This window comes from Microvirga arsenatis (assembly GCF_009910705.1).
Taxonomy (GTDB): domain Bacteria; phylum Pseudomonadota; class Alphaproteobacteria; order Rhizobiales; family Beijerinckiaceae; genus Microvirga; species Microvirga arsenatis.
On the sequence record NZ_JAAAXJ010000009.1, the window covers coordinates 121,934 to 145,205 of the forward strand.

Below are 23,272 nucleotides of genomic sequence, written 5' to 3' on the forward strand. Positions count from 1 at the left end.
CGGACCTTCACGATCCCTTTCGCCCGCCGAACCGGTTTTCGACCGGCCCGGTCGAGAGGGTCGCCACGATCACGATGGCCGCACCGATGCACAGGGACAGGGTGGGAACCTCGCCGAAGGCGAGCCAGCCGGCGGCGGCGGAGAAGACGATCGAGAGATAGCCGATGGGTGCGAGCAGCCGGGCCTCCTGCTTCTGATAGGCCTGAAGCCAGCAATACTGGCCGATCTGGGCGAGGACGCCGATGAGGATGATGGCGGGAGCCTCGCTCCAGGGTATGGGCGCCCACGCGATGGCGGCGGGAACGGCCGTCAGCACCGTGAGGCCGACCGTGTAGAACAGCATGAGCACCACGGTGTCCTCGCCCGCGAGGCGTCGCGTCTGCACCACGGAGAGGGCGCCGAAGAACACGGAGCCGAAGGCCGCGAGCAGCCCGGCATTCCAGGGGATCTCGTCCGGCCGGAGCATGAGCACGATGCCGATGAACCCCACCGCCGTGAGCCCGTAGCGGATGCGGCTCACCCTCTCCCCGAGCAGGAAAGCCGCCATCGCGAGCAGGATCAGGGGGCGGGTGTAGCCGATGGCCGTGACGAGGGCGAGCGGGAGCGCCGCGAAGGCTGCGAAGTTGCAGGTGAGCGCCGCGGAGTTGAAGGCGACGCGCGCGAGATGGCCGCGGATGTTCGACAGGCTCGCCAGCTTGGCGCGGTGGCGCCACATGAGCGGCGCCACGGCCAGGAACCCGACGAGGGAGCGCAGGAAGACGAGCTGGATGGCCGGGTAGGTTTCGCCCTTCGCCTTGACCAGGACCTGCATGACCGTGACGAGGCTCATGTCGAGCAACAGCCATCCCGCGCTGCTCCACAGGGACACCGCAGGGCGGGCGGAGCGGCTGTCTGCTTCGGCCGCCATGCGCTCAGGCAGGCTGCACGAGATTGGCGAGCAGGCGGAACGCGCCGGGAACGAGCTTGTCGAGCTGGTGGTGCAGCACGAGCGACACATGGGTGTGCCGCCCGCGCCCGATGCGGGCGGAGATCAGGGAGCCCTTGAGCGGGTTCTCGCCCGGATCGTTCATGGCCAGCAGTTCCTCGTAGGCGCCATCGTATTCCGCCGCGAAGTAGAGCCCCCTCTCCTTGTCCCAACCCTGCCAGTCGCCGGCCTCGATGGGATTCGGAGAGGTCAGCAGGGGGTGATCCGGCCTTAGGACCGTCACGGGAGCGGCGGGATCGGTGACGCGCCAGCGCAGCGAGGGCGAGCCGATGACGAGGCGGCGCGGCGGCGTGGCGACGGGGTCCCACGCATCGGTGGGGCGATGGTAGAGCGTCACCAGATGGCCTCCCTCCTCCACGAAACGGTGCAGACGCACGGTCGCCCCCTGAAGGTCGCGCCTGAGGCCGAAGGCGAAGATGCCGACCACAATGGTGGTGAAGGTGGAGAGGGCGCCCGCCTTCAGCTCGGCCTCGCCGAGATCCGTCACGTCGAGGCCGAGGCGGCGCATGTGAACGCCGACATTGTCGCTTCCCCCGCCCACATAGCCGATACGGGCGCCCGCCGGCAGAGCGACCTCGAGCGACAGAACCCGCAGCTCCGCCGGCGCGATGAAGGTTGTCGGCCTGATATGGCGATAGCTGATGGTGTGGAGCGAGCTCGCAGGCCTGCCGTCGACGATGGGAACCAGCGTCGAGACGCCGGGGCGGAGCTCCCGGGGCGGCAGGGCCACCCAGTCGCTCCCTTCCCTGCGCAGGATCCAGCCCGCCGGCGCCTGCCAATCGGTCGGCTCGGCCCCGATGGCCTGCACCCGAATGCCGGAGGCTGGCCCTCCGGCCCTGATGAGCGCCACGGCCGGATCGAGAGAGAGAGATTGCGGCGGTCCGATTCTCAGGGGCTCCTCCGGGTCGAGATCGACCTCGATCCTGCGCTCGCCGACCCTGCCGGAGATGCGAACGCCTCCCTCGCCGTTGCCGTCCAGCGGATCGAAGGCTTCGGGGTAGTTCCCGGTGTGGGGAGCCGCTGCGGGAACCGCGATCTCGACCTGCACATGTCCCGGCTCCTCGTGCATCGCGAAGGCATCGAAGCCTTCGGGAAGGCGGGGCGTCACCGCGAGGTCCGAAAGCCCGGGGGCGTCGATATGCACCTGCAGCGCCATCCGCGCGCCGGGATGAGCCGGCCCGGTGAAAAAGGCGCGGGCCGTGTTGACGCTGGCCTCGAAGAGAGCCGCATCGATCTCCCGCAGCTTCCGGTCGAGGCGATGCGCCACCCTGCCCGCCGCCCCTTCGTCCAGCCCCGCGCGGGCCTCTTCGATCCGCCGCGCCGCACGGGCGAGCGCCTCGGCAATGTGGGCGCGGTTCGGGAAGGCGGCAATGGCGGCATCGATCTGCGCCTGCGCCTCCTGCAGGGCTGCGGCCGCCGGTCCGGTCACGCCCGGCATGGCCGCCATGTCGGCGAGGGTGGCAGGCAGATGGGCGCGGATGTCGTTCTCGGGCGTGGCCTCGCCGCCGGCCCGGAGCTTCAGGTGCAGGCTCCATCGATCAACCGGCTTGTCGCGCCACGCGCCCATGCCCTGGGACGCGTGCGCGGCGCGCGACCACTCGCCGAGCTGCTTGTAGGCGAGCCCCGTCACCTCGTCAGCGCCGGCAACCGCGAGGCTGAGCGTCACCGGCGGCGGAGGCTCCTCGTCGTCATAGGCATAGCCGGCGCCCGACCAGGCCGGAAGGTAATACTTGGACACCTGCCAGGGTCGCAGGCCCATGGCGGCGTGCTCCGGAAAGGCGGAAGGGTCGGCGGCAAGCGCGAGCGCCCTCTCGGCGGAGCGGGTCATGGCGCGGTGGTGGCCGTGCTGGCCGGGCACATCCAGGAAGGTGGGGATGACGATGTCCGGACGATAGCGGCGATAGGCGCGCACGAGGCGCTCGACGATGCGTTCCTCGCCCCAGCGGCGAAGCGTGTCGTCGCCGTTCTTCGAGAAGCCGAAATCATGGACCGGATCGTCGGGACCATGGCCGAGCCACGCCACATCCGCATCCATGCGGCGCGCGGCCTCTTCCATCTCCGCCGTTCTCAAGACCCCGAGAGCGCCGCCCCGCTCCGGCCCGAGCGCGTTCTGGCCGCCCTCGCCTCTCGTCGAGCAGGCGACCACGATCCGCATGCCGTAGCCGAAGCGGAGGGCGGCGAGCATGCCGTTGATCTCGTCGTCCGGGTGAGCTCCGGTATTCATGACGGTGAGCACCGAGCGCAGCCGGCTGAGGGCGCGATGCAAGCGGACCAGGGCCGGCTGATGAACGGCGCGGGCAAGGCGGCTGTGGTCATCCAGCAAGGGACATCTCCTCGTTCGGTTGTTCGCGCATGGCGGCCTGGGCGGTGTCGAGCCGGGGGGTCATCGTTTCCAGAAGCGGCAGGGCCGCGGCGCCGAGCGCGGCGGTGAGCCGGCCGGTCCGCCCCTGGATCAGCCGCGCCTCGCTGCGGTTCCTGCGGCGCGCGACGGACAGGGGAAGCGGCTGCATGGCCTGCGTGAGATCCTCCAGCAGGCCCGGCGGCAGCGCGCCGCCGATCACGATGGCCTCGGGGTCGAAGAGGTTTTCCAGCATCGCGATCTGCGGCGCGAGATAGGCGGCCGCCTCCGCGACCCACGCCTCGATCACCGGATGCCGCTCGCCATGCAGCTGCTCGAGGCGCGCATAGTCGACGCCGTCGATTCCCGTCGCAGCCAGCTTCTCGGCAAGGGCTTGGATCGACGCATAGGCTTCGAGGCAGCCATGCTGTCCGCAGGAGCAGCGACGGCCGCCCTTCTGCACCAGCACGTGCCCGATCTCGCCCGCGTTGCCGTTCGCTCCGCGGTAGGGCCGCCCGTCGACCATGATGCCGAGGCCGAGGCCCTGCCCGAAATAGATCAGGCAGAAGTTCTTGAGGTCCCGCGCCGCTCCGTGCAGGCGCTCGCCGACGGCGGCGGCGGTCGCATCGTTTTCCAGGGTGATGGGCGCATTCAGCATGCGCCCGATTCCGGCGGCCGCATCGAAGTCCAGCCATCCCGACAGGGTCGTCGGACCGACGGAGGTCATGCCCTCCACGTTGAACGGTCCCGGCATCACGACCCCGACCCCGAGGAGCTGGGGCACGGGCGGCTTGAGACTGCCCTGCGCCGCCTCGATCTCGGCCTTGATGACCGGCAGCACCGAGTCGGGATCGTTGTGCCTGATCGGCACCGTGCGCTGCGCGCGGACGCGCCCGCCGATATCCACGAGAAGGGTGGAGACGTGGTCCGCCGCGATCTCGATTCCGGCCGTCATGCCGCCGTTCGGATTGACGGCGAACTGGATCGGCGGCAGGCCGCGCCCTGCCCTGAGCCTCCCGGTCTTGATGAGAAGGCCGTCGGCCACGAGGTCCTCGACGATGTTCGAGACGGCCTGCGTGCTCAGATGCGCATGGCGCGAGATCTCGGTGCGCCCGACGGGCCCGAGCTGGCGCACGACGTCGAGCACCACGCGCCGGTTGTGGGAGCGGTTGCGCTCCGGATTGCTGCCGATGGTCGAGCGTACCCCGGCCTTGGACTTCTTCGGCATCTCAGACTCCCGGCAGCAACGATGGCTCGCCGGTGCGAATAACTCAAGTGAATTATCTTATTGACAGCCCGTTAACTCTAAGGGAGCCTTGAGGGTGGATCGGTCTCGCAGGCCGGCACCAGAAAAGGATCGGCGCTCAGCGCCAGCAAGAATGGAGAGGGACATGCGTTTCGGTCATATGCTCGCGAGCGTTGCCTTGGGCTTCGCCACCCTGGCCTCCACCGGCGCCAAGGCCGTCGAGATCGAATACTGGCAGTACGTGTTCGACACCCGCGTGAAGGCGATGAACCAGCTGATCGCCAAGTTCCAGGAGGCGAACCCGGACATCAAGGTCAAGCAGACCACCTTCCCCTACGCCGACTACCAGACCAAGGTGGCCGCCGCGATCCTCGCCGGCCAGGGGCCCGACGTGGTGCAGCTCTTCTACGGCTGGACCGACAACTTCATCGCCGGCAAGATGATCCGCCCCCTGCGCGCGGAGGCCTTCCCGGCAGCGGAGATCGAGCGCGACTTCTTCCCGATCGTGAGCGCCATGAAGCGCGGCAACGATTATTACGGCCTGCCGACCGCCGTGCGCTCCCTCGCCCTCTTCTACAACAAGAAGGCTTTCAAGGACGCGGGCCTCGATCCCAACAACCCGCCGAAGAATCTGGATGAGCTCGTCGCCGCGGCCGAGAAGACCACCAAGCGCGACGGCAGCGGCAACATCGTCTCCGCCGGCCTGACCCTCGACATGGGAGGACAGGATCATCATTGGTGGCGCGAGGTGCTGATCCGCCAGTTCGGCGGCGCGCCCTACACGGACAACGATACCAAGGTGGCCTACAACAACGAGGCCGGGTTGAAGGCCCTCACCTTCTACACGGACCTGCAGAAGAAGCATAAGGTCGGCCAGGCCGGCTTCATGGACGAGGGACAGGCCGCCTTCCGCGCGGGCCTCGCCGCCATGACCATCGACGGCACCTTCCGCCTCGGCTCCTTCGGCACGATCAAGGCCTTCGAGTGGGGCGTGACCGAGCTTCCCGCCAATGCCCAGGGCCAGCGCAGCAACTATGCCAGCTACTTCGCCAATGCCATCACCACGAAGGCGGAGGGCGAGAAGCTGGCAGCGGCCGAGAAGTTCCTGAAATACGTCTCCTCGCCCGAGGCCATGAAGGTGTGGATGGAGGTGGTGGGCGAGCTGCCGGCGCGCCGCACTGCGGCTCTCACCCCTGAGAACATCGCGCATCCGGTCTACGGCCCGTTCCTCAAGGGCCTGGAATATGCCCACACCACCCAGTTCAAGGACGAGGCGGCCCAGCGGCAGGTGGCCATCGACATGGCCAACCGCATCCTGATCGGCGGCGAGGACCCGAAGGCCTCCCTCGCCAAGGCGGCGGAAGCCGAGCAGGCGATCCTCGACCGCGCCAAGCGCTGACGCAAGCCCGCGGGGAAGCAGCGCATGACCGCCGTCGCGCAACGGGAGGCCGCCAGTGGCGGCCTCTGGTCGAGGATGAGCCTCGGCCAGAAGCAGGTGATCTGGGCGTGGGGCTTCCTCGCGGTTCCGCTCGTCTTCTATGTGGTGATCCGCTTCTGGCCGACCTTCCAGGCCTTCTACCTGTCGGTCACGGACTGGACGATCACCAAGCCCGCCGCTTTCGTCGGGCTGGAGAACTACAAGAGGCTCGCTGCGGATCCCCTGTTCTGGCAGGTGTTCCGCAACACCTTCCTGTACCTGATCCTCGGCACGCCGATCAGCCTGCTGATCTCCTTCGTGGTGGCCTATTACCTCGACCGGGTGCGGTTCATGCACTCCCTCATCCGCGCGCTGTACTTCCTGCCCTTCCTGACCACGGCGGCGGCCATGGCCTGGGTGTGGCGCTGGTTCTACCAGCCTGTGCCCATCGGCGTGATCAACGACATCCTCGCAAGCTTCGGCATCCCGCAGCAGCCGTTCCTGCGCTCCACCTCGCAGGCGCTGCCGGCGGTGCTCGCGCCCGCCGTCTGGGCGGGCCTCGGCTTCCAGATCATCATCTTCCTCGCCGGACTCAGGGCCATTCCCGTCACCTATTACGAGGCTGCGCGCATCGACGGGCTGTCGGAGGGCGCGATCCTGCGCAAGATCACGCTGCCGCTGCTGAAGCCCACCCTGGTCTTCCTGGTCGTGTTCTCGTCCATCGGCTTCCTGCGCATCTTCGACCAGGTCTACAACATCAACACGAACGATCCCGGCGGGCCGCTCAACTCCACCAAGCCGCTGGTGCTGATGATCTACCAGACCGCCTTCAGCTCCTACGAGATGGGTTATGCCGCCGCGCAGACCGTGGTGCTGTTCCTGATCCTGCTCGTGATCTCCCTCGTCCAGCTGCGCCTCATGAGGGACCGCTGATGAAAGCCGCCGCATCCTCACAGGGCCTCTCGATGCCGAACATCCGACCGGGCCGGATCGTTGCCTGGACGCTCCTGTTCATCGGCGGCGTCATCATGGTGACGCCTCTTCTGTTCATGCTCTCGACTTCCCTGAAGGACGCCTCGCAGGTCTATGACCTGCGCGTGATCCCGGAGGCGCCGACCCTCGACAACTACATCGAGATCCTCGGCGACGGGCGCTTCACCCGCTGGCTCCTCAACTCGACCCTCGTGGCGGTGATCGTCACCCTCTCGAACGTGTTCTTCGACAGCCTGGTGGGCTACACTCTCGCGAAATTCCGCTTCCGCGGCCGCTACATCGTCTTCATCGCGATCCTCTCGACGCTGATGATCCCGACCGAGATGCTGGTGCTGCCCTGGTACCTCATGGCGAGCCAGTTCGGCTGGATCGACAGCTACTGGGGCATCATGTTCCCCGGCATGATGACGGCCTTCGGCACCTTCCTTATGAAGCAGTTTTTCGAAGGCGTGCCGGACGATTTCCTGGAGGCGGCGAGGATCGACGGGCTCAACGAGTTCACCATCTGGTGGAAGATCGCCATGCCCCTCATCACCCCCGCCCTGTCGGCGCTCGCGATCTTCACCTTCCTCGGCAACTGGACGGCCTTCTTCTGGCCGCTCATCGTCACCACGAGCGCCGAACTCTACACCCTGCCCGTCGGCCTCTCCAGCTTCGCGGTCGAGCAGTCGATCCAGTGGGAGAAGATCATGACGGGCGCGAGCATCGCGACCCTCCCCACCCTCATCATTTTCCTGTTCCTCCAGCGCTACATCGTCCGCGGTGTGATGCTGGCCGGGCTGAAAGGCTGAGAGCCATGACGGCAAACTCCTTCAACGACACCTCCGTCTTCCCGGATCCGGTCTACAAGGAAACCGTCCTGCGCCCGCTCTTCGACGGGGCGAAGGAGCATCACGTCGAGGGCTTCCGCCTCATCGACCGCGCCCACCTCGTGATGCTGCACGAGACCGGGATCCTGACCATCGAGCAGGCCCGCCCCATCGCGCAGGCGCTCGAGGCCATCGACCGCGAGGTCGACGTGAGCGCGCTCACCTATACGGGCGAGGTGGAGGACTTCTTCTTCCTGATCGAGAAGGAGCTGCGCAAGCGCCTGGGGCCGGATCTCGCCGGCCGCCTGCACACGGCCCGCTCCCGCAACGACATCGACCACACCCTGTTCAAGCTCGGCCTCAAGGCGCGGATCGATCCCCTGCTGGAGCGCCTGGTGCGCCTGGCCGAGACCCTGGCCTCGGTGGCGGAGCGGGAGAGCAGCACGCTCATCGTCGCCTACACGCACGGCCAGCCGGCGCAGCCCACCGTCTTCGGGCACTACCTTTCCGCGGTTCTCGAAACCCTGCTGCGCGACATCGCCCGGCTGGAGGCGGCCCGCGACATCGTCGACCGCAGCCCCATGGGAGCCGCCGCCATCACGACGAGCGGCTTTCCCATCGACCGGGACCTGATGGCCCGTCTTCTCGGCTTCAGCCGGCCGCTGCAGAACTCCTACGGCTGCATCGCCTCCATCGACTACATCACCTCGACCTACTCGGCCATCGAGCTGGCCTTCCTGCATCTCGGCCGCTTCATCCAGGACCTGCAGTTCTGGACGAGCTTCGAGGTGGGCCAAGTCTACGTGCCCAACGCCTTCGTGCAGATCAGCTCGATCATGCCGCAGAAGCGCAATCCGGTCCCCATCGAGCACATGCGCCACCTCGCCTCCCAGACGGTCGGGCGGGCGCAGGCCATGCTCACGATCATGCACAACACGCCGTTCACGGACATGAACGACAGCGAGGGCGAGAGCCAGGGCTTCGGATACGGCGCCTTCGAAAGCGGCGGACGCGTCCTCGACCTGCTTGCCGCCCTCGTTCCGGCCCTGCGCATCAATCCCGACCGGGTGCGCCAGAACATCCGCCGCAGCTGCATCACGGTGACCGAACTCGCCGACAGCCTGGTGCGCCGCGAGGGGCTGTCGTTCCGCGAGGCTCACGAGATCGCAGCCGAGGTGTCCCGCGCCGTGGTGGCTGTCGGCGGCGACATCGCGGAGGACGGCTACGAGGCTTTCCAGGCCGCCTTCGAGCGCTGCGCGGGCCGGCGCACCGGCGTCGACAGGGCGCAGTTCGCCGAGATCGTTTCCCCGGAAAACTTCGTCGCCGTGCGCGACCGCTTCGGCGGGCCGGCACCGCGGGCGCTCTCCGAGGCGATTGCCGGCTACAATCAGGAGATCGCCGACATCCGCCGCCGGATGCAGGAGACGCAGCGTCGGGCCGAGGCTTGCGCCCAGGATCTCCATTCCCGTTTCACCGCACTTCTCGGAGCCCGCTGATGGCGACCATCGAACTCGAGCGCCTCGTCAAGCGCTTTGGACCGGCCACCGTCGTCCACGGCATCGACCTCTCGATCCAGGACGGCGAGTTCGTCGTCCTTGTCGGCCCCTCGGGCTGCGGCAAGTCCACGACGCTCAGGATGATCGCGGGGCTCGAGGAGATCAGCGACGGCACGATCCGCATCGACGGGCGCGTCGTCAACGAGCTCCAGCCGCGGGACCGGAACATCGCCATGGTGTTCCAGAACTACGCGATCTACCCGCATGTGACGGTCGCCGAGAACATCGCCTTCGGCCTCTACCGCTCCAAGCTTTCGAAGAGCGAGAAGCGCCGGCGCGTGGAGCAGGTGGCCGAGACCCTCGGCCTGACGCATCTTCTGGAGCGCAGACCCTCGGCCCTGTCGGGCGGCCAGCGCCAGCGCGTCGCCATCGGCCGCGCCATGGTGCGCGATCCGGCCGCCTTCCTCTTCGACGAGCCTCTCTCCAACCTCGATGCCCAGCTGCGCACGCAGATGCGCATCGAGATCAAGCGGCTCCATCACCGCCTCGGCACCACCTCGGTCTTCGTCACCCACGATCAGGTGGAGGCCATGACCATGGCGGACCGGATCGTGGTGATGCGCGAGGGTCGGATCCTGCAGGTCGGCACGCCCCTGGAGCTGTACGAGAAGCCCGTCGACGTGTTCACCGCGCGCTTCATCGGCAGCCCCACCATGAACCTCTTGCCCGCCTCCCTGAAGGACGGCGGAGCCGCCCTCGCGGTCGGCGGCTCGGTGCGGGCTCCCCTCGCCTCCGCAACGAGTTCCGAGATCCTCGTCGGCGCAAGGCCCCACGACCTCGTCCCATCGAGTGCCGGCTCCGAGGGCCTGACCGTGTCCGGCACGGTCGCCGTGGTGGAAACCCTCGGCTCCGAGACCCTGGTGCATATCGAGAGCGCGGGGCAGACCATCATCGGCTCCGCGCCGGGCCGCCAGATCCCTCGGATCGGCGAGCATCTCACGCTCCACGCCCCCGCGGAAAAGCTCTACTACTTCGACAAGGCCACCGAGAAGGCACTGACGGCCCGATGACCGGCATGCCCTCCGCACGCGACAAGGTCCTGTGCCTTGGGCGGACCTATTGCGACATCATCTTCACGGGCCTCCCGGAGATGCCGATGCTGGGCCGGGAACGCTTCGCGCAGGACGTGACGATCGCGGCCGGCGGCGGGGCCTATATCGCGGCGGCCCATCTCGCCTCCCTCGGCCGCCCGGTTGCGCTGCTCACGCGCCTCGGCACCGATCCGCTCTCCCGCAGCCTCGACCCGGAGCTGGAAGCGAGCGGCATCGACCTGTCCTTCGTCGAGCGTTCCGACGATGCCGGCCCGCAGCCGACCGTCGCCCTGGTGAAGGATGGCGAGCGGGCCTTCGTGTCCCGGCGTGCCGGCGCCTCACGGCCCGCCACCCTTCAGGAGGCCCTGGCAGCTCCCGGGATGCGCCACCTGCACATCGCGGAATTTGCGACCTTGAACGACATCCCGGGCGTGGTCGCCGCTGCCCGGAGCCATGGCCTGACCGTCTCCCTCGACCCGAGCTGGGACGACCGCCTCATCCGGCAGGGCCCCGACTTCTTCGAGGCCTGCCGGGGCGTGGATCTCTTCCTTCCCAATCTCGAGGAAGGCGAGGCGCTCACGGGGGAACACTCCGTGGAAGCGATCCTGAGCAGGCTGAAGCGGCATTTCCCGGTGGTGGCGCTCAAGCTGGGCGCCCAGGGCGCGGCCGCCGCATCCGCCTCGGCACAGGCCTCCGCCGGGGCGCTCCCCGTCGAGGTGGTCGATACCACCGGCGCAGGCGATGCCTTCAATGCCGGCTTCCTCCACGTCTGGCTCCAAACCGGCAGCCTGCAGGAGAGCCTTGCCGCGGGCATCCGGTCGGGGGCGCTTTCCGTCCAATCTCCCGGCGGAGCGCCCGCGCGGCATCGCCGCTGACCGTCGCGTCACACCGAGCGGCGGCGCAGGGAGACGGCGAGCGCGAGCAGCAGCGCCCCGGCCGCCATGGCGGTCAGGACGATCCAGGACAGCGAAAGCGATGCGAAGGCCGAGCCCGGCGTCAGCGCCGAGGAATAGGCCTGGATCGACCAGGCATTCGGCGTCCACCAGCCCGCCTCCTGCAGCCAGGGCGGCAGGAAGAAACGCGGCACCATGCTGCCGCCTGCCGCCGAGAGGATGAGGACTGCGAAGGTCGAAAGCACCTGCGCCTGCTGGCGCGAGGTGCAGATGCTGCACAAGGCCAGCGCCAGGGCCGAAGCCGCCGCGGCCACCGCAAGGGTGGTGACGAGCCAGGATCCGAAGGAGGCCGGCACATCGACGTCGTAGAGCAGGTAAGCCGTCGCGAACACCAGGGCCGCCTGCACGGTGCCCTGCGCGACGAGGAACAGGAACTTGCCCATCAGGATTCCGGCAATGCCTCCAGGCCCGGCCAGGAGCCGGTCGTAGACGCCCAGGCGCCGCTCCTCGATGAGCCCCACCGCGCCCTGGACGGCGGCGAGCAGCAGGAACATCACGGCGACGGCTCCGGCATAATACGACACGGCCCATCCCGCATTCTGCGGCAGGGCCGACTCGCTCGCCACGAGGCCGATCGTGCGGGAGCGGGGATCGTCCCGCGTCCCGGCCGCCTTCTCCCGGAAGGTCTCGTCGATCCAGGCCCGCTGCTCCGACGTGATGCCGCCGACAGCCTCCAGGTCCGCGAGCACCTGGTTGAAGGCCACATCCGGCATGTGGACCGCCAGCAGCCGCTGCAGATGCCCCGCCATGATCGCCCCGGCAATGGCCCTCGCCTCGTGGGTCACGAGGAGAACGGGGGCACCCTCCCGGCGCGCATTGAGGTCGCCCCGGAGAATAAGGCCCACATCGACCGCGCCCTCCTTCACGAGCCTTCGCACGTCCTCGGAACCGGCGCTCTCGCCGAAGGTCACGCGCAGGGTCGGCTCCTGGAGGATCACCTGCACCAGCCGCGCGGTGGCGGGGCTGCGCGCCACGTCGGCGAGGCCCACATGCAGCCGCAGCTGGTCGCCGCCGGCAGCGGAGAAGATCGACGCGAAGATCACGAAGATCAGCGGCGGCAGAAGGAAGGCCATGGCAAGCGCGCCGCGGTCGCGCAGCAGGGTCAGGAGCATGACGCGGGCGGCGGGGACGATCATCGCAGCCCCTCCTCCACCCGCGAGAGCACATGCTCGAGGCCCGGCTCCCGCAGGCGGATCTCGTGCAGGTCGATGCCGCTTCGCGTGAGGCTGGACTGCAGGGCACCGAAGATGTCGGGGCCGCCGACCCAGCAGCTCCATTCGAGCGGATTGGGGGTGGGCTCGAAGCCGAGACGCCGCAGCGCATCCAGCTTCTTCATGTCCGGCTCCCGGCTCAGTACGAGCACGACCTCGCGCCGTTCGCCGTATATCCGCTGGAGAATGCCGCCGATGGGCCCCTCCTCCGCCAGCCGCCCCGCAGCCAGGATGCCGACGCGGTCCGACAGCGCCCGCGCCTCGTCGAGATCGTGCGTCGTGAGCAGGACGGCCGTGCCATGGTCCCGAAGGTCCCGCAGCGTCCGGTGGAGCGACAGGCGGGCCTCCACATCCACCCCGACGGTGGGCTCGTCGAGCAGCAGGAGCCGGGGCCGGGTGAGCAGGGCCGCGGCGATGTTCGCCCGGCGCTTGTAGCCGCCCGAGAGATGCTCGACGAGGTCGTCGCGCCTGTCCTCGAGCCGCGCGAGGATCATGGCCTCCTCCACGCGCCGGGAAATGTCCGTGCGCCTCAAGCCCATCATGCCGCCAAGCACCTCCAGGTTCTCCCGCACGGTCAGGCGGGGATAGAGGGCGATCTCCTGGGGAACGAGGCTCATCAGCCGTCGCGGCTCCGCAGTCCGGCACGGATCGGCGCCGAACACCCTCACCTCGCCGGCCGAGGCCGCCATCTGCCCCGTGAGAAGGCGCATCAGGGTCGACTTGCCCGTTCCGTTGCGCCCGAGCAGCGCGAAGATCTCCCCGGCCCTCAAGGTGAGGTCCAGGCCCTGCAGCACCGTGCGCTGGCCATAGGACACATGGATCCCGGCCAGGGTCGCAACCGCCGGCGCTCCGGTCAGAGGCGTCCCCTGCGGCATCGGCGGGTCCTGGTTCGCCAGGAAGGAAGGGCTCATCGAAAACGGTACCGGTTGTGAACGGAAGGGCGTGCCGGAAGCCTCGGCCGGCCTCCCATGAACCTAGCCCGCTCTCCCGCATGGGAAAGGGCAACCCGGACGGTGCTCCAAAAGCTGTGAAGACCTCGCCATCCGCCCCGGCCGCTCCACCTATGCTGATCGAAAGATCGCAAGGGTCGCAACCGCATCGGGGCAAGCATCCATGGTTCGTTCAGCAGCCGCGCTTCTCGTGGGTCTTGCAACGATGGGCAGCGCCGCCGCCGCCCAGCTCGCCGTCCACGTGGAGGGCGCCGATCCGGCAGGCGGAATCGTCCTGGTTGGAATCTGCTCCGGCTCCCTCGATTTCGGATCCTGCGGCTACAGCCAGAGGATCCAGCCCCCGTCGGGAGAGTTCCGGGTGCTCTTCCAGAACCTTCCCGAAGGCACCTACGCGATCGCCGCCTTCCAGGACACGAACGGCAACAACGCCCTCGATCGCGCCCCCAACGGCCTGCCCCTGGAACCCTACGCCTTCAGCAACGGCACCGGCCGCACGGCGCCTCCCTCCTTCGAAGCCGCTCGCATCGCAGTGACCGGCGACACCCTCGCCCGCATCCGCCTCATGAGATCACCCCTGGCACGGTAGTGCCGCCCGCGCTTCCGGCGAGTTTCCCGGCCAAAGTGAATTTCAGGGGTTGCACAGCCGCACCGCCGGAGCTAAGTGACACAAGCCGTCAAGGCGTCGGAGCGTAGCGCAGCCCGGTTAGCGCACTAGTCTGGGGGACTAGGGGTCGTGGGTTCAAATCCCGCCGCTCCGACCATTCAAAGCCCTTGAGCCTGCTCAGGCAGGATTGGATGCGGCGCCCCTTCGGGCGCCGTTGGCTTTTGTGGCAGGATGGCACGCCGAAAGCCGCTCCGCATCATCTGAGTCAGCAGGTTCGCTCTCCGCTTTGCGCACCGGGGAAGCCGGAACCGGCTCCTTGGATGGTGCCCTTTCCCAAAGCGGGGGCATGTGGCTGCGGCCGGCTCCTTTCGCCTTCGTCTTCCAGGCCCGGACGGGTGCCCTCCATCAAACCTGCACGCCAGCCGTCACAAGCTGTTGATTGTATCATGGCCGAGCTGAAACAAAGCCCCTCCGGTGGCGTTCGCCCCGCAACGGCGGCCCAGAGTCGAGCGCTCCTTCGGCGTGTCGCGGCCGAGCCGGATGATCAGCAGGAGAGACCAATGGATCGTCGTGCCCTTCTTGGCGGCCTCGCCGCCGCGCTCGTTGTCGGCCCCGCCCTCGCGCAGACGAGCGGCGGCTCGCCCGCCATGCCCTCGGGCCCGTCTGGCGCCGCGGGCGGCATGCCCATGAACCGCGCGGGCGGTCAGATGGGCCAGGCCGACATGCAGCACATGCAGCAGACCATGCAGCTCGGCATGGTGGCTCTGGAAACGAGCCGGGCCGCCATGAACAAGCTCCGCAACGATGACCTGAAGCGCTTTGCCAATTTCGAGATGCAGGAGCAGATGACCCTCTCCGAGGTTCTGCGCTCCATGATGGATCCCGGCATGACCTCGGCGACGGGGGCGGCCGCGGGCCAGAGCGGTGCGGGCATGCCGGCGATGCAGATGGACGCGAGCGCCCGCGAGATGATCCAGAAGATGCAGAGCCAGCAGGCCGGCGCCGATTTCGACAGGATGTACCTGGAAGGCCAGCTGCAGGGCCACCGCGATCTGCTGCAGGTCCAGGAGCGCTATCTGCAGTCGAACCCGCAGAACCGCGAGCATATGAATGTGGCCAAGATGGCCCGCGGCCACATCCGCGAGCACATCGCCATGCTCGAGGAGATGCAGAAGACCTTGCGCTGACGGCGCAGGCAGAAAAGACCCGCTCCAGAGAGGTCTGGAGCGGGTTGAAGTCTCAGGAGCAATCCTTGGAGGATTCTTGCCAAACCCACCTGACGGCCGAATGTTTCGCCGTTCGGGTGCGGCGTTCCAGCCCAGGGGCGACACACGAGCAAAGGCCGGGGCACCGGCCTGAACTCTTCGCAAGCCCAGCCGTTCTCAGGGAGCCTGCAAGAGGTGAAAGGAGAAGGCCGTGGCGGAGCCCAGATCTGGTCATGATGCGAAGACGCAGAGGGGTAGCCCAAGCACGCCTCCGATCGAGCCGAATGTCCTCGCTTCAGTTCTGGAGCGCAACATCGATGCCCTGAAGCGCAAGCGTCAGGAGGCGGAAAGAGAAGCGAGCCTTCAGGACCGCATCGCGGAGACGATCACCCGGTTCACCGGAAGCATGGCCTTCGTCTATGTTCACCTCTTCCTCGTGGCAGGCTGGGTCGCCGCCAACCTGAACCTCATCCCGGGGCTTCCCGCCTTCGATCCCACCTTCGTGATCCTGGCGACCTTCGCCTCGGTGGAGGCGATCTTTCTGTCAACCTTCGTGCTGATCAGCCAGAACCGGGCCGCGGCCGAGGCCGACCGGCGTTCCGAACTGGATCTGCAGACCAATCTGCTCTCGGAGCACGAGATCACGCGCCTGCTCACGCTGACCCGGGCCATCGCTCAGCACCTCGGCATCAAGGAGGCCCAGGACCCGACCCTCCGTGAGCTGGAGCGCCATGTGGCTCCCGAGAAGGTGCTCGACCGGCTGGATGAGGAACAGGAAAGTGACGCGCCGTGACGCGTGGCCCAGGGGGAGGCATGGTGGGCGGTGAGGGACTCGAACCCCCGACCTGCGGTGTGTAAAACCGAAGCTCTACCAACTGAGCTAACCGCCCGTCCGGCCTGACATAAAAACAGAAGGCCGACAACGCAAGCGCGGTCGACCCTCTTTGCAAGCAAACACTGCCGAAAAGGCGCTTACTTCGCGTTCACGGCTTCCTTCAGGCCCGCGCCGGCGCGGAACTTCGGGGTCTTGGACGCAGGGACCTTCACCTTCTCGCCGGTGCGCGGGTTGCGCGCCTCGCCGGCCGCACGGTTGGTCACCACGAAGGTGCCGAAACCGACGATCTTCACCTCGTCGCCCTTCTTGAGGGCACCGGTGATCGCCTCGATGGCGGCGTCGATCGCCTCACCAGCCTGGCCCCGCGAAAGGCCCACCTTGTCGGCGACGGCCGCAACGAGCTCGCCTTTATTCATATCTAACCTCCAGTGATCACGGCGGCCGCGAAGGAAATGGTCCACCGTTTCAGGGACCCTCCGTTTGGCGTAAAGCTTGTCCGTAAGCAAGACCCGAAGTGGCTGAAAGCAGCCGCTTTTCGGCGGTTTTCAGCAAAAAAGAAGCCCCCCGGCAGGTGCCGGGGGGCTTCTCTCCTAACGTCAGGTACGGGCGCTTAGTGGGCCACGACCCCGGTCGAGTCGTCCTCGACCGCCGGCTTCGGCCCCTTCGGCACGGAGGCCTCGTCCCACTCGATGGGCTCCGGCATGCGCACGAGGGCATGCTGGAGAACCTGGTCCATCATGGAGACCGGAACGATCTCGAGACCGTTCTTCACGCTCGCCGGGATGTCGACCAGATCCTTGGCGTTCTCCTCGGGGATCAGGACCTTCTTGATCCCGCCGCGAAGGGCCGCCAGGAGCTTCTCCTTCAGGCCGCCGATGGGCAGCACCCTGCCCCGCAGCGTCACCTCGCCCGTCATGGCCACATCGCGGCGGATCGGGATGCCGGTGATGACGGAGACGATGGCGCTCGCCATGGCGATGCCGGCAGACGGGCCGTCCTTGGGCGTCGCGCCTTCCGGCACGTGCACGTGGATGTCCCGGCGGTCGAACAGGGGCGGCTCGACGCCGAAATCGACGGCCCGGGAGCGGACATAGGACGCCGCAGCCGAGATCGATTCCTTCATGACGTCACGCAGGTTGCCCGTGACGGTCATCTTGCCCTTGCCCGGCATCATGATGCCTTCGATGGTGAGCAGCTCGCCGCCCACCTCGGTCCAGGCGAGACCCGTGACCGTGCCGACCGAATCCTCCGTCTCGGCCTCGCCGTAGCGGTAGCGCGGAGGACCGAGGAATTCGGGCAGGTTGTCGGTCGAGACTTCGACGGACTTGACCTTGGAGATCAGGATCTCCTTCACGGCCTTGCGGACGAGATTGTTGATCTCGCGCTCGAGGTTGCGCACGCCCGCCTCGCGGGTGTAGCGGCGGATCAGCATGAGGAGAGCCTCGTCGCCGATCTTCCACTCCTTCTCCGCCAGGCCATGCTTCTGCATGGAGGTGGGGATCAGGTGGGTGCGGGCGATCTCGGCCTTCTCCTCCTCGGTGTAACCCGCGATGCGGATCACCTCCATGCGGTCGAGGAGCGGGCCGGGAATGTTGAGCGTGTTGGCCGTGGTCACGAACATCACGTTGGACAGGTCGTAGTCGACCTCCAGGTAATGGTCGTTGAAGGTCGAGTTCTGCTCGGGGTCGAGCACCTCCAGCAGGGCCGCCGACGGGTCGCCGCGGAAGTCCATGCCCATCTTGTCGATCTCGTCGAGCAGGATGAGCGGGTTGGAGGTCTTGGCCTTCCGCATCGACTGGATGATCTTGCCGGGCATCGAGCCGATATAGGTGCGCCGGTGACCGCGGATCTCCGACTCGTCGCGGACGCCGCCGAGCGACATGCGCACGAACTCACGGCCCGTGGCCTTGGCGATGGACTTGCCGAGCGAGGTCTTGCCCACGCCGGGAGGGCCGACGAGGCAGAGGATCGGGCCCGTGAGCTTGTTGGCGCGCTGCTGCACGGCCAGATACTCGACGATGCGCTCCTTGACCTTGTCCAGGCCGTAATGGTCCGAATCCAGGATGCCCTGGGCGGCCTTTAGGTCCTTCTTCATCTTCGAGCGGCGGTTCCACGGGATCCCGAGCAGCCAGTCGAGATAGTTGCGCACGACGGTGGCTTCCGCGGACATGGGCGACATCTGGCGGAGCTTCTTGAGCTCGCCCAGGGCCTTCTCGCGGGCTTCCTTCGTGAACTTCGTCTTCTCGATCTTCTCCTCGAGCTCGGCCAGCTCGTCGCGACCTTCGTCGTCGCCGAGCTCCTTCTGGATCGCCTTCATCTGCTCGTTGAGGTAGTACTCGCGCTGCGTCTTCTCCATCTGACGCTTCACGCGGGTGCGGATCCGCTTCTCGACCTGGAGAACGGAAATCTCGCTCTCCATCATGCCGAGCACCTTCTCCAGGCGCTGGGCCACGGTGGCGGTCTCCAGGATCGCCTGCTTGTCGGCGATCTTGATGGCCAGATGCGAAGCGATGGTGTCGGCGAGCTTGGCCGGCTCGTCGATCTGGGTCACCGCGGTCACGACCTCCGGCGACACCTTCTTGTTCAGCTTCACATAGTTCTCGAACTCGGACACCACGGAGCGGGCAAGCGCCTCGGCCTCCACCCGGTCGCCCAGGGAATCGGGCAGGACCTCGGCCTCGGCCTCGTAGTATTCATCGGTCCGGGTATAGGCCTTCACCTTGGCCCGGCTCGCGCCCTCCACGAGCACCTTCACGGTGCCGTCGGGCAGCTTCAGGAGCTGGAGCACGTTGGCCAGGGTGCCGACCTTGTAGATCGCATCCGTCGCCGGGTCGTCGTCCGTCGCATCGATCTGGGTCGCCAGGAGAATGTGACGGTCCCCCTTGACCACCTCCTCAAGCGCGCGGATCGACTTTTCGCGGCCGACGAAGAGCGGCACGATCATATGCGGAAAGACAACAATGTCGCGCAGAGGCAGAACCGCATAGGTTCCGGTCGAGCCTGGAACGACAGGCTGACGTGGCTTCGATTGTGTCATGAGACAGCTTCCTTTTGACTGCGTCCGGGAGTCCCCTCACATGAGCTGGATCTCAGACGGATAACCGGGATGCTCAGGCTTTTATTATGGGCTGCATCCGGTACGCAGGGCCCTCCCTCGGGCAATGAGCGGACGGCGCCGGCGCAAGAGATAATGTGGCGTTGCGGGCCCTTCCTTTCAAGAAGATTGCCCGCAACGGATCGGTTCATCGGGAGCCCCTGGATCCCGGTCAGGCGCTGGCGCTGGCGGCTTGATCGTTGCGCTCGCCGTGGATGAAGAGCGGCTTGGCCTTGCCCTCCACCACCTCGGGCCCGATCACCACCTGCTCGACGGAATCGAGGCCTGGCAGCTCGTACATGGTCTCGAGCAGGATGCCCTCCATGATGGAGCGCAGGCCGCGGGCGCCCGTCTTCCGTTCGATCGCCTTGCGGGCGATGAGGCTCAGGGCCTCGTCCTGGAAGGTCAGGGTCACGTTCTCCATCTCGAACAGGCGCTGGTACTGCTTCACCAGGGCGTTCTTGGGCTCCTGCAGGATCTTCTTGAGGGCTTCCTCGTCCAGGTCCTCCAGGGTCGCCAGGACCGGCAGGCGGCCGACGAACTCGGGGATCAGGCCGAACTTCAGCAGATCCTCAGGCTCCACCTCGCGGAAGATCTCGCCGGTCCGGCGGTCGTCCGGGGCCTGGACTGTGGCGCCGAAGCCGATGGAGGTTCCCTTGCCGCGCCCGGCGATGATCCGCTCGAGGCCGGCGAAGGCGCCGCCGCAGATGAACAGGATGTTCGTGGTGTCCACCTGCAGGAACTCCTGCTGCGGGTGCTTCCGACCGCCCTGCGGGGGCACGGAGGCCACGGTGCCTTCCATGATCTTCAGGAGCGCCTGCTGCACGCCCTCGCCCGAGACGTCCCGGGTGATCGAGGGGTTGTCCGACTTGCGGGAGATCTTGTCGATCTCGTCGATATAGACGATGCCGCGCTGCGCCCGCTCGACGTTGTAGTCGGAGGCCTGGAGCAGCTTGAGGATGATGTTCTCCACGTCCTCGCCCACGTAGCCGGCCTCGGTGAGGGTCGTGGCGTCGGCCATGGTGAAGGGCACGTCCAGGATCCGGGCGAGCGTCTGGGCCAGCAGGGTCTTGCCGGAGCCGGTGGGGCCGATGAGCAGGATGTTGGACTTGGCCAGTTCCACGTCGTTGTGCTTCGTGGCGTGGGCCAGGCGCTTGTAGTGGTTGTGGACCGCCACCGAGAGCACCTTCTTGGCGTGCTCCTGGCCGATCACGTAGTCGTCCAGAACGCGGCTGATTTCCTTCGGGGTCGGCACCCCGTCGCGGGACTTCACGAGAGACGATTTCGACTCCTCGCGGATGATGTCCATGCAGAGCTCGACGCATTCATCGCAGATGAAAACCGTCGGGCCAGCGATCAGCTTGCGAACCTCATGCTGGCTCTTGCCGCAAAAGGAGCAGTACAGCGTGCTCTTGGAGTCGTTGCCGCCAGCCTTGGTCATTATCACATCTCCAATCCGTGCCGGGACGGCCCCTGCCGGCCCAACACCTCTAAGTTATGAGCGACGGAGCTAACAAAATGTTCCGTCGCTAAGAATTGAACGCCCAAATCGCCCGGCCTCCCGAATCCACATGCAATCACGCGAATGCCGCCTGATCAATAGAAACGGGATAGGCCGCCAAAAAGACGCACCCGGGAGGAATTTGTCCCCAGGATTTAAGGATTACGCCGGGGGAGCCGCAGGCTCGGGACGCTTGGCGATCACCTGGTCGATCAGCCCGAACTCCTGGGCCGCTTCGGCGGTCATGAAATTGTCGCGCTCCAGGGCCCGCTCGATGACCTCGTAGGGCTGGCCGGTGTGCTGGACGTAGATCTCGTTCAGGCGGCGCTTGAGGGCCTCGCTCTCGCGGGCATGGATCATGATGTCCGTGACCTGGCCCTGGTAGCCGCCGGAGGGCTGGTGGACCATGATGCGGGCGTTCGGGAGCGCGAAGCGCATGCCCTTCTCGCCGGCGGTCAGCAGGAGGGAGCCCATGGAGGCCGCCTGGCCGACGCAGAGGGTCGAGACCGGGCAGCGGATGAACTGCATGGTGTCGTAGATCGACAGGCCCGAGGTCACCACGCCGCCGGGCGAGTTGATGTAGAAGGAGATCTCCTTCTTCGGGTTCTCGGCCTCGAGGAACAGGAGCTGTGCCACGATCAGCGAGGCCGAGTAGTCTTCGACCGGACCCGTGAGGAAGATAATCCGCTCGCGCAGGAGGCGCGAATAGATGTCGAACGCACGCTCGCCGCGGTTCGACTGCTCGACCACCATGGGGACGAGCGTGTTGTTGAAGAGCGCTACCGGATCTCTCATTGTCTCACTGCTCCGTTTCGGCCGCGCGAATCCGCGGCCGTGCATGTCATGCAAGCAACGAGACGCTTAAGGGAGCGTTACTCGCCCTTGCCGGATTTCTCTCCGCCCTCGTCCTCGTCGCTGAAGAGGACATCCTTGGAGACGGTCTCCTCGTCCACCTTCACCTGGGACAGGATATGGTCGACGACCTTCTCTTCGAACAGGGGAGCCCGGATTTCAGCTAGGGCCTGCGGGTTCTTTTGGTAGAACTCCCAAACCTGGCGCTCCTGGCCGGGATACTGGCGGACCCGCTCGATGAGGGCCTGAGTCACCTCATCGTCGGAGATCTTGATATCGGTCTTCTCGCCGATCTGCGCAAGGACCAAACCGAGGCGCACGCGGCGCTCGGCGATCTTCCGGTACTCGGCCTTGGCCTCTTCCTCGGTGGTGCCTTCATCCTCGAAGGTGCGGTTGTTGGACTTCATGTCGCCCAGGACCTGCGACCACACGGCCGTGAATTCCTGCTCGACCAGGGTCGGCGGCAGCTCGAAGCTGTACTTGGCGTCCAGGGCGTCGAGAAGCTCCTTCTTCACCTTGCGGCGGGACTGGGCCTCGAAGTCACGCTTGATGGCGTCGCGGATCGCGTCCTTGAGCTTGTCCAGGGATTCCATGCCGAAGCCCTTGGCCATCTCGTCGTCGATCTTCAGCTCGCCGGGAGCCTCAACCTCCTTCACGGTCACGTCGAACTCGGCATCCTTGCCGGCCAGGTGCGGCGCCAGGTAGTTCTCGGGGAACTTCACCTTGACCAGCTTGGTGTCGCCGGCCTTGAGGCCGACGAGCTGGTCCTCGAAGCCCGGGATGAAGGTGTTGGAGCCGAGCTCGACCCGGATGTCCTCACCCTTGCCGCCCTCGAACTCGGCGCCGTCGATGCGGCCCACGAAGTCCACCACCACCCGGTCGCCGGAGGCGGCGGCGCCGTCCTTCGTCTCGAAGGAGCGGTTCTGCTTGGCCATGCGCTCGAGCGATTCGTTGACCTCGGCGTCGGTCACCTCGGCCACCGGCTTCTTGACCGAGACGTCGGACAGGTCGGCGAGCTCGAAGACCGGCAGCACCTCGAGGGCGACGGTGAAGGCCAGGTCGCCCTTGGCCTCCATGGCCTTCTCGACCTCGTCCTTGTTCTCGGGGAACTGGATCTGCGGCTCGTTGGCGAGCTTCAGGCCGTTGTCCTCGACGATCTTGCGGTTGGCCTCGTTGACGGCGTTCTGCAGGACGTCGGCCATCACCGAGCGGCCATAGACCTTGCGCAGGTGCCCCACCGGCACCTTGCCGGGGCGGAAGCCGTTGAGCCGCACGCGATCCTTGAGGGTCGACAATTCGCTGTTCAGGCGCTCTTCCAACTCGGTGGCCGGGAGCACGACCTTGAACTCTCTCTTCAAGCCTTGGGACAGTGTTTCCGTCACCTGCATGGTACTATTCGCCTTCATCCACTCGAAAGAATCTCAAATCCAGGCTCCGGCCGATGCCGCATCAGGCCGTCACAACCCAAGCCACATGGAGCCTCCGGAGCCCAATCCCGGCGGGATTGGTGCGGGCGGAGGGACTCGAACCCCCACAACTTTCGTCGCTGGAACCTAAATCCAGTGCGTCTACCAATTCCGCCACGCCCGCGCGGGAGCGGCGCGCGCGAACGCGCCCCTCGTCCGGGACGCGGCTCTATAGCACGGTTGAAAGACGGTGCATCAAAAAAGTTGGTGTGCGGCAAAAGGCAAC

The 23,272-nt window shown here is 66.7% G+C and carries 19 protein-coding genes and 3 tRNA genes; 10 read left to right on the top strand and 12 right to left on the bottom strand.

Annotated elements, in window-relative coordinates:
• Nucleotides 1–7: 7 nt before the first annotated feature.
• From GR303_RS16795 to GR303_RS16805, 3 genes are read right to left on the bottom strand one after another with little or no spacing between them, the layout of a single operon-like run.
• Nucleotides 8–907, bottom strand: a complete 900-nt coding sequence (locus GR303_RS16795) for a DMT family transporter (protein ID WP_161723669.1) — start codon at nt 905–907, stop codon at nt 8–10.
• 4 nt (nt 908–911) lie between these two features.
• Nucleotides 912–3,308 carry a PIG-L family deacetylase gene (locus tag GR303_RS16800; RefSeq protein ID WP_161723667.1) on the bottom strand — a complete coding sequence of 799 codons (2,397 nt, stop codon included), beginning with the start codon at nt 3,306–3,308 and terminating at the stop codon, nt 912–914.
• Nucleotides 3,298–4,551 (bottom strand): ROK family transcriptional regulator, encoded by a 1,254-nt coding sequence (locus GR303_RS16805; protein WP_161723665.1) that lies wholly within the window; start codon nt 4,549–4,551, stop codon nt 3,298–3,300. The genes GR303_RS16800 and GR303_RS16805 overlap by 11 nt, the downstream gene beginning before the upstream one ends.
• Nucleotides 4,552–4,702: 151 nt before the next feature.
• Here GR303_RS16805 and GR303_RS16810 point away from each other — a divergent pair, with 151 nt between their 5' ends.
• The 6 genes from GR303_RS16810 to GR303_RS16835 are packed head-to-tail and all read left to right on the top strand — an operon-like array spanning nt 4,703 to nt 11,250.
• Complete coding sequence (locus GR303_RS16810; protein ID WP_425487117.1) at nt 4,703–5,968, top strand: extracellular solute-binding protein; 1,266 nt, start codon at nt 4,703–4,705, stop codon at nt 5,966–5,968.
• Nucleotides 5,969–5,992: 24 nt separating this feature from the next.
• Nucleotides 5,993–6,919: a carbohydrate ABC transporter permease gene (locus tag GR303_RS16815; RefSeq protein WP_161723661.1), complete on the top strand. Its 927-nt coding sequence runs from the start codon at nt 5,993–5,995 to the stop codon at nt 6,917–6,919.
• On the top strand, nt 6,919–7,770 hold the full coding sequence (locus GR303_RS16820; RefSeq protein WP_161723660.1) for a carbohydrate ABC transporter permease: 852 nt from the start codon (nt 6,919–6,921) through the stop codon (nt 7,768–7,770). Before GR303_RS16815 ends, GR303_RS16820 begins: the two co-directional genes overlap by 1 nt.
• 5 nt (nt 7,771–7,775) lie before the next feature.
• Nucleotides 7,776–9,284 carry an argininosuccinate lyase gene (argH, locus tag GR303_RS16825; RefSeq protein ID WP_161723658.1) on the top strand — a complete coding sequence of 503 codons (1,509 nt, stop codon included), beginning with the start codon at nt 7,776–7,778 and terminating at the stop codon, nt 9,282–9,284.
• Nucleotides 9,284–10,354: an ABC transporter ATP-binding protein gene (locus GR303_RS16830; protein ID WP_161723656.1), complete on the top strand. Its 1,071-nt coding sequence runs from the start codon at nt 9,284–9,286 to the stop codon at nt 10,352–10,354. Before argH ends, GR303_RS16830 begins: the two co-directional genes overlap by 1 nt.
• Entirely contained in the window at nt 10,351–11,250 is a 900-nt protein-coding gene (locus tag GR303_RS16835; RefSeq protein WP_425487116.1) for a carbohydrate kinase family protein, read from the top strand. Before GR303_RS16830 ends, GR303_RS16835 begins: the two co-directional genes overlap by 4 nt.
• 8 nt (nt 11,251–11,258) lie before the next feature.
• Here the strand turns inward: GR303_RS16835 and GR303_RS16840 are convergent, their stop codons facing one another.
• Together GR303_RS16840 and GR303_RS16845 are read right to left on the bottom strand one after the other, a co-directional pair.
• Nucleotides 11,259–12,464 (bottom strand): ABC transporter permease, encoded by a 1,206-nt coding sequence (locus GR303_RS16840; RefSeq protein ID WP_161723653.1) that lies wholly within the window; start codon nt 12,462–12,464, stop codon nt 11,259–11,261.
• The gene (locus tag GR303_RS16845; protein WP_161723652.1) at nt 12,461–13,450 is read right to left on the bottom strand and encodes an ABC transporter ATP-binding protein; all 990 of its coding nucleotides are present in this window, start codon (nt 13,448–13,450) and stop codon (nt 12,461–12,463) included. Before GR303_RS16845 ends, GR303_RS16840 begins: the two co-directional genes overlap by 4 nt.
• Nucleotides 13,451–13,652: 202 nt before the next feature.
• On the opposite strand from GR303_RS16845, the gene GR303_RS16850 reads away from it, so the two are divergent.
• The 4 genes from GR303_RS16850 (at nt 13,653) to GR303_RS16865 (ending at nt 16,091) form a co-directional block, all read left to right on the top strand.
• Nucleotides 13,653–14,075, top strand: a complete 423-nt coding sequence (locus GR303_RS16850) for a DUF2141 domain-containing protein (RefSeq protein WP_161723651.1) — start codon at nt 13,653–13,655, stop codon at nt 14,073–14,075.
• A gap of 97 nt (nt 14,076–14,172) precedes the next feature.
• Nucleotides 14,173–14,250, top strand: a tRNA-Pro gene (locus GR303_RS16855).
• A gap of 403 nt (nt 14,251–14,653) precedes the next feature.
• Nucleotides 14,654–15,280: a DUF4142 domain-containing protein gene (locus GR303_RS16860; protein WP_161723650.1), complete on the top strand. Its 627-nt coding sequence runs from the start codon at nt 14,654–14,656 to the stop codon at nt 15,278–15,280.
• 229 nt (nt 15,281–15,509) lie between these two features.
• Nucleotides 15,510–16,091: a DUF1003 domain-containing protein gene (locus GR303_RS16865; protein ID WP_161723649.1), complete on the top strand. Its 582-nt coding sequence runs from the start codon at nt 15,510–15,512 to the stop codon at nt 16,089–16,091.
• Nucleotides 16,092–16,112: 21 nt separating this feature from the next.
• On the opposite strand, the gene GR303_RS16870 is transcribed toward GR303_RS16865, so the two are convergent.
• The 7 genes from GR303_RS16870 to GR303_RS16900 form a co-directional block, all read right to left on the bottom strand.
• Nucleotides 16,113–16,188 (bottom strand) — tRNA-Val (locus tag GR303_RS16870).
• A gap of 82 nt (nt 16,189–16,270) precedes the next feature.
• Nucleotides 16,271–16,549: an HU family DNA-binding protein gene (locus tag GR303_RS16875; protein WP_161723648.1), complete on the bottom strand. Its 279-nt coding sequence runs from the start codon at nt 16,547–16,549 to the stop codon at nt 16,271–16,273.
• Nucleotides 16,550–16,743: 194 nt separating this feature from the next.
• Nucleotides 16,744–19,170: an endopeptidase La gene (gene lon, locus GR303_RS16880; RefSeq protein WP_161723647.1), complete on the bottom strand. Its 2,427-nt coding sequence runs from the start codon at nt 19,168–19,170 to the stop codon at nt 16,744–16,746.
• Nucleotides 19,171–19,399: 229 nt separating this feature from the next.
• Nucleotides 19,400–20,668, bottom strand: coding sequence for an ATP-dependent Clp protease ATP-binding subunit ClpX (gene clpX, locus GR303_RS16885; protein WP_161723646.1), 1,269 nt, complete (start codon nt 20,666–20,668; stop codon nt 19,400–19,402).
• Between the two features lie 222 nt (nt 20,669–20,890).
• Nucleotides 20,891–21,523 carry an ATP-dependent Clp protease proteolytic subunit gene (locus GR303_RS16890; protein WP_161723645.1) on the bottom strand — a complete coding sequence of 211 codons (633 nt, stop codon included), beginning with the start codon at nt 21,521–21,523 and terminating at the stop codon, nt 20,891–20,893.
• 77 nt (nt 21,524–21,600) lie between these two features.
• Nucleotides 21,601–22,968 (bottom strand): trigger factor, encoded by a 1,368-nt coding sequence (gene tig, locus GR303_RS16895; protein WP_161723644.1) that lies wholly within the window; start codon nt 22,966–22,968, stop codon nt 21,601–21,603.
• Nucleotides 22,969–23,085: 117 nt separating this feature from the next.
• A tRNA-Leu gene (locus tag GR303_RS16900) sits at nt 23,086–23,170 on the bottom strand.
• Between the last annotated feature and the right edge of the window lie 102 nt (nt 23,171–23,272).

Excerpts from the sequence above, each read along its gene's own strand:
- GR303_RS16795 (WP_161723669.1), bottom strand. The coding sequence starts at position 907 with ATGGCGGCCGAAGCAGACAGCCGCTCCGCCCGCCCTGCGGTGTCCCTG.
- GR303_RS16805 (WP_161723665.1), bottom strand. The coding sequence starts at position 4,551 with ATGCCGAAGAAGTCCAAGGCCGGGGTACGCTCGACCATCGGCAGCAAT.
- GR303_RS16810 (WP_425487117.1), top strand. The coding sequence starts at position 4,703 with ATGGAGAGGGACATGCGTTTCGGTCATATGCTCGCGAGCGTTGCCTTG.
- GR303_RS16815 (WP_161723661.1), top strand. The coding sequence starts at position 5,993 with ATGACCGCCGTCGCGCAACGGGAGGCCGCCAGTGGCGGCCTCTGGTCG.
- GR303_RS16820 (WP_161723660.1), top strand. The coding sequence starts at position 6,919 with ATGAAAGCCGCCGCATCCTCACAGGGCCTCTCGATGCCGAACATCCGA.
- argH (WP_161723658.1), top strand. The coding sequence starts at position 7,776 with ATGACGGCAAACTCCTTCAACGACACCTCCGTCTTCCCGGATCCGGTC.
- GR303_RS16830 (WP_161723656.1), top strand. The coding sequence starts at position 9,284 with ATGGCGACCATCGAACTCGAGCGCCTCGTCAAGCGCTTTGGACCGGCC.
- GR303_RS16835 (WP_425487116.1), top strand. The coding sequence starts at position 10,351 with ATGACCGGCATGCCCTCCGCACGCGACAAGGTCCTGTGCCTTGGGCGG.
- GR303_RS16840 (WP_161723653.1), bottom strand. The coding sequence starts at position 12,464 with ATGATCGTCCCCGCCGCCCGCGTCATGCTCCTGACCCTGCTGCGCGAC.
- GR303_RS16845 (WP_161723652.1), bottom strand. The coding sequence starts at position 13,450 with ATGAGCCCTTCCTTCCTGGCGAACCAGGACCCGCCGATGCCGCAGGGG.
- GR303_RS16850 (WP_161723651.1), top strand. The coding sequence starts at position 13,653 with ATGGTTCGTTCAGCAGCCGCGCTTCTCGTGGGTCTTGCAACGATGGGC.
- GR303_RS16860 (WP_161723650.1), top strand. The coding sequence starts at position 14,654 with ATGGATCGTCGTGCCCTTCTTGGCGGCCTCGCCGCCGCGCTCGTTGTC.
- GR303_RS16875 (WP_161723648.1), bottom strand. The coding sequence starts at position 16,549 with ATGAATAAAGGCGAGCTCGTTGCGGCCGTCGCCGACAAGGTGGGCCTT.
- lon (WP_161723647.1), bottom strand. The coding sequence starts at position 19,170 with ATGACACAATCGAAGCCACGTCAGCCTGTCGTTCCAGGCTCGACCGGA.
- clpX (WP_161723646.1), bottom strand. The coding sequence starts at position 20,668 with ATGACCAAGGCTGGCGGCAACGACTCCAAGAGCACGCTGTACTGCTCC.
- GR303_RS16890 (WP_161723645.1), bottom strand. The coding sequence starts at position 21,523 with ATGAGAGATCCGGTAGCGCTCTTCAACAACACGCTCGTCCCCATGGTG.
- tig (WP_161723644.1), bottom strand. The coding sequence starts at position 22,968 with ATGCAGGTGACGGAAACACTGTCCCAAGGCTTGAAGAGAGAGTTCAAG.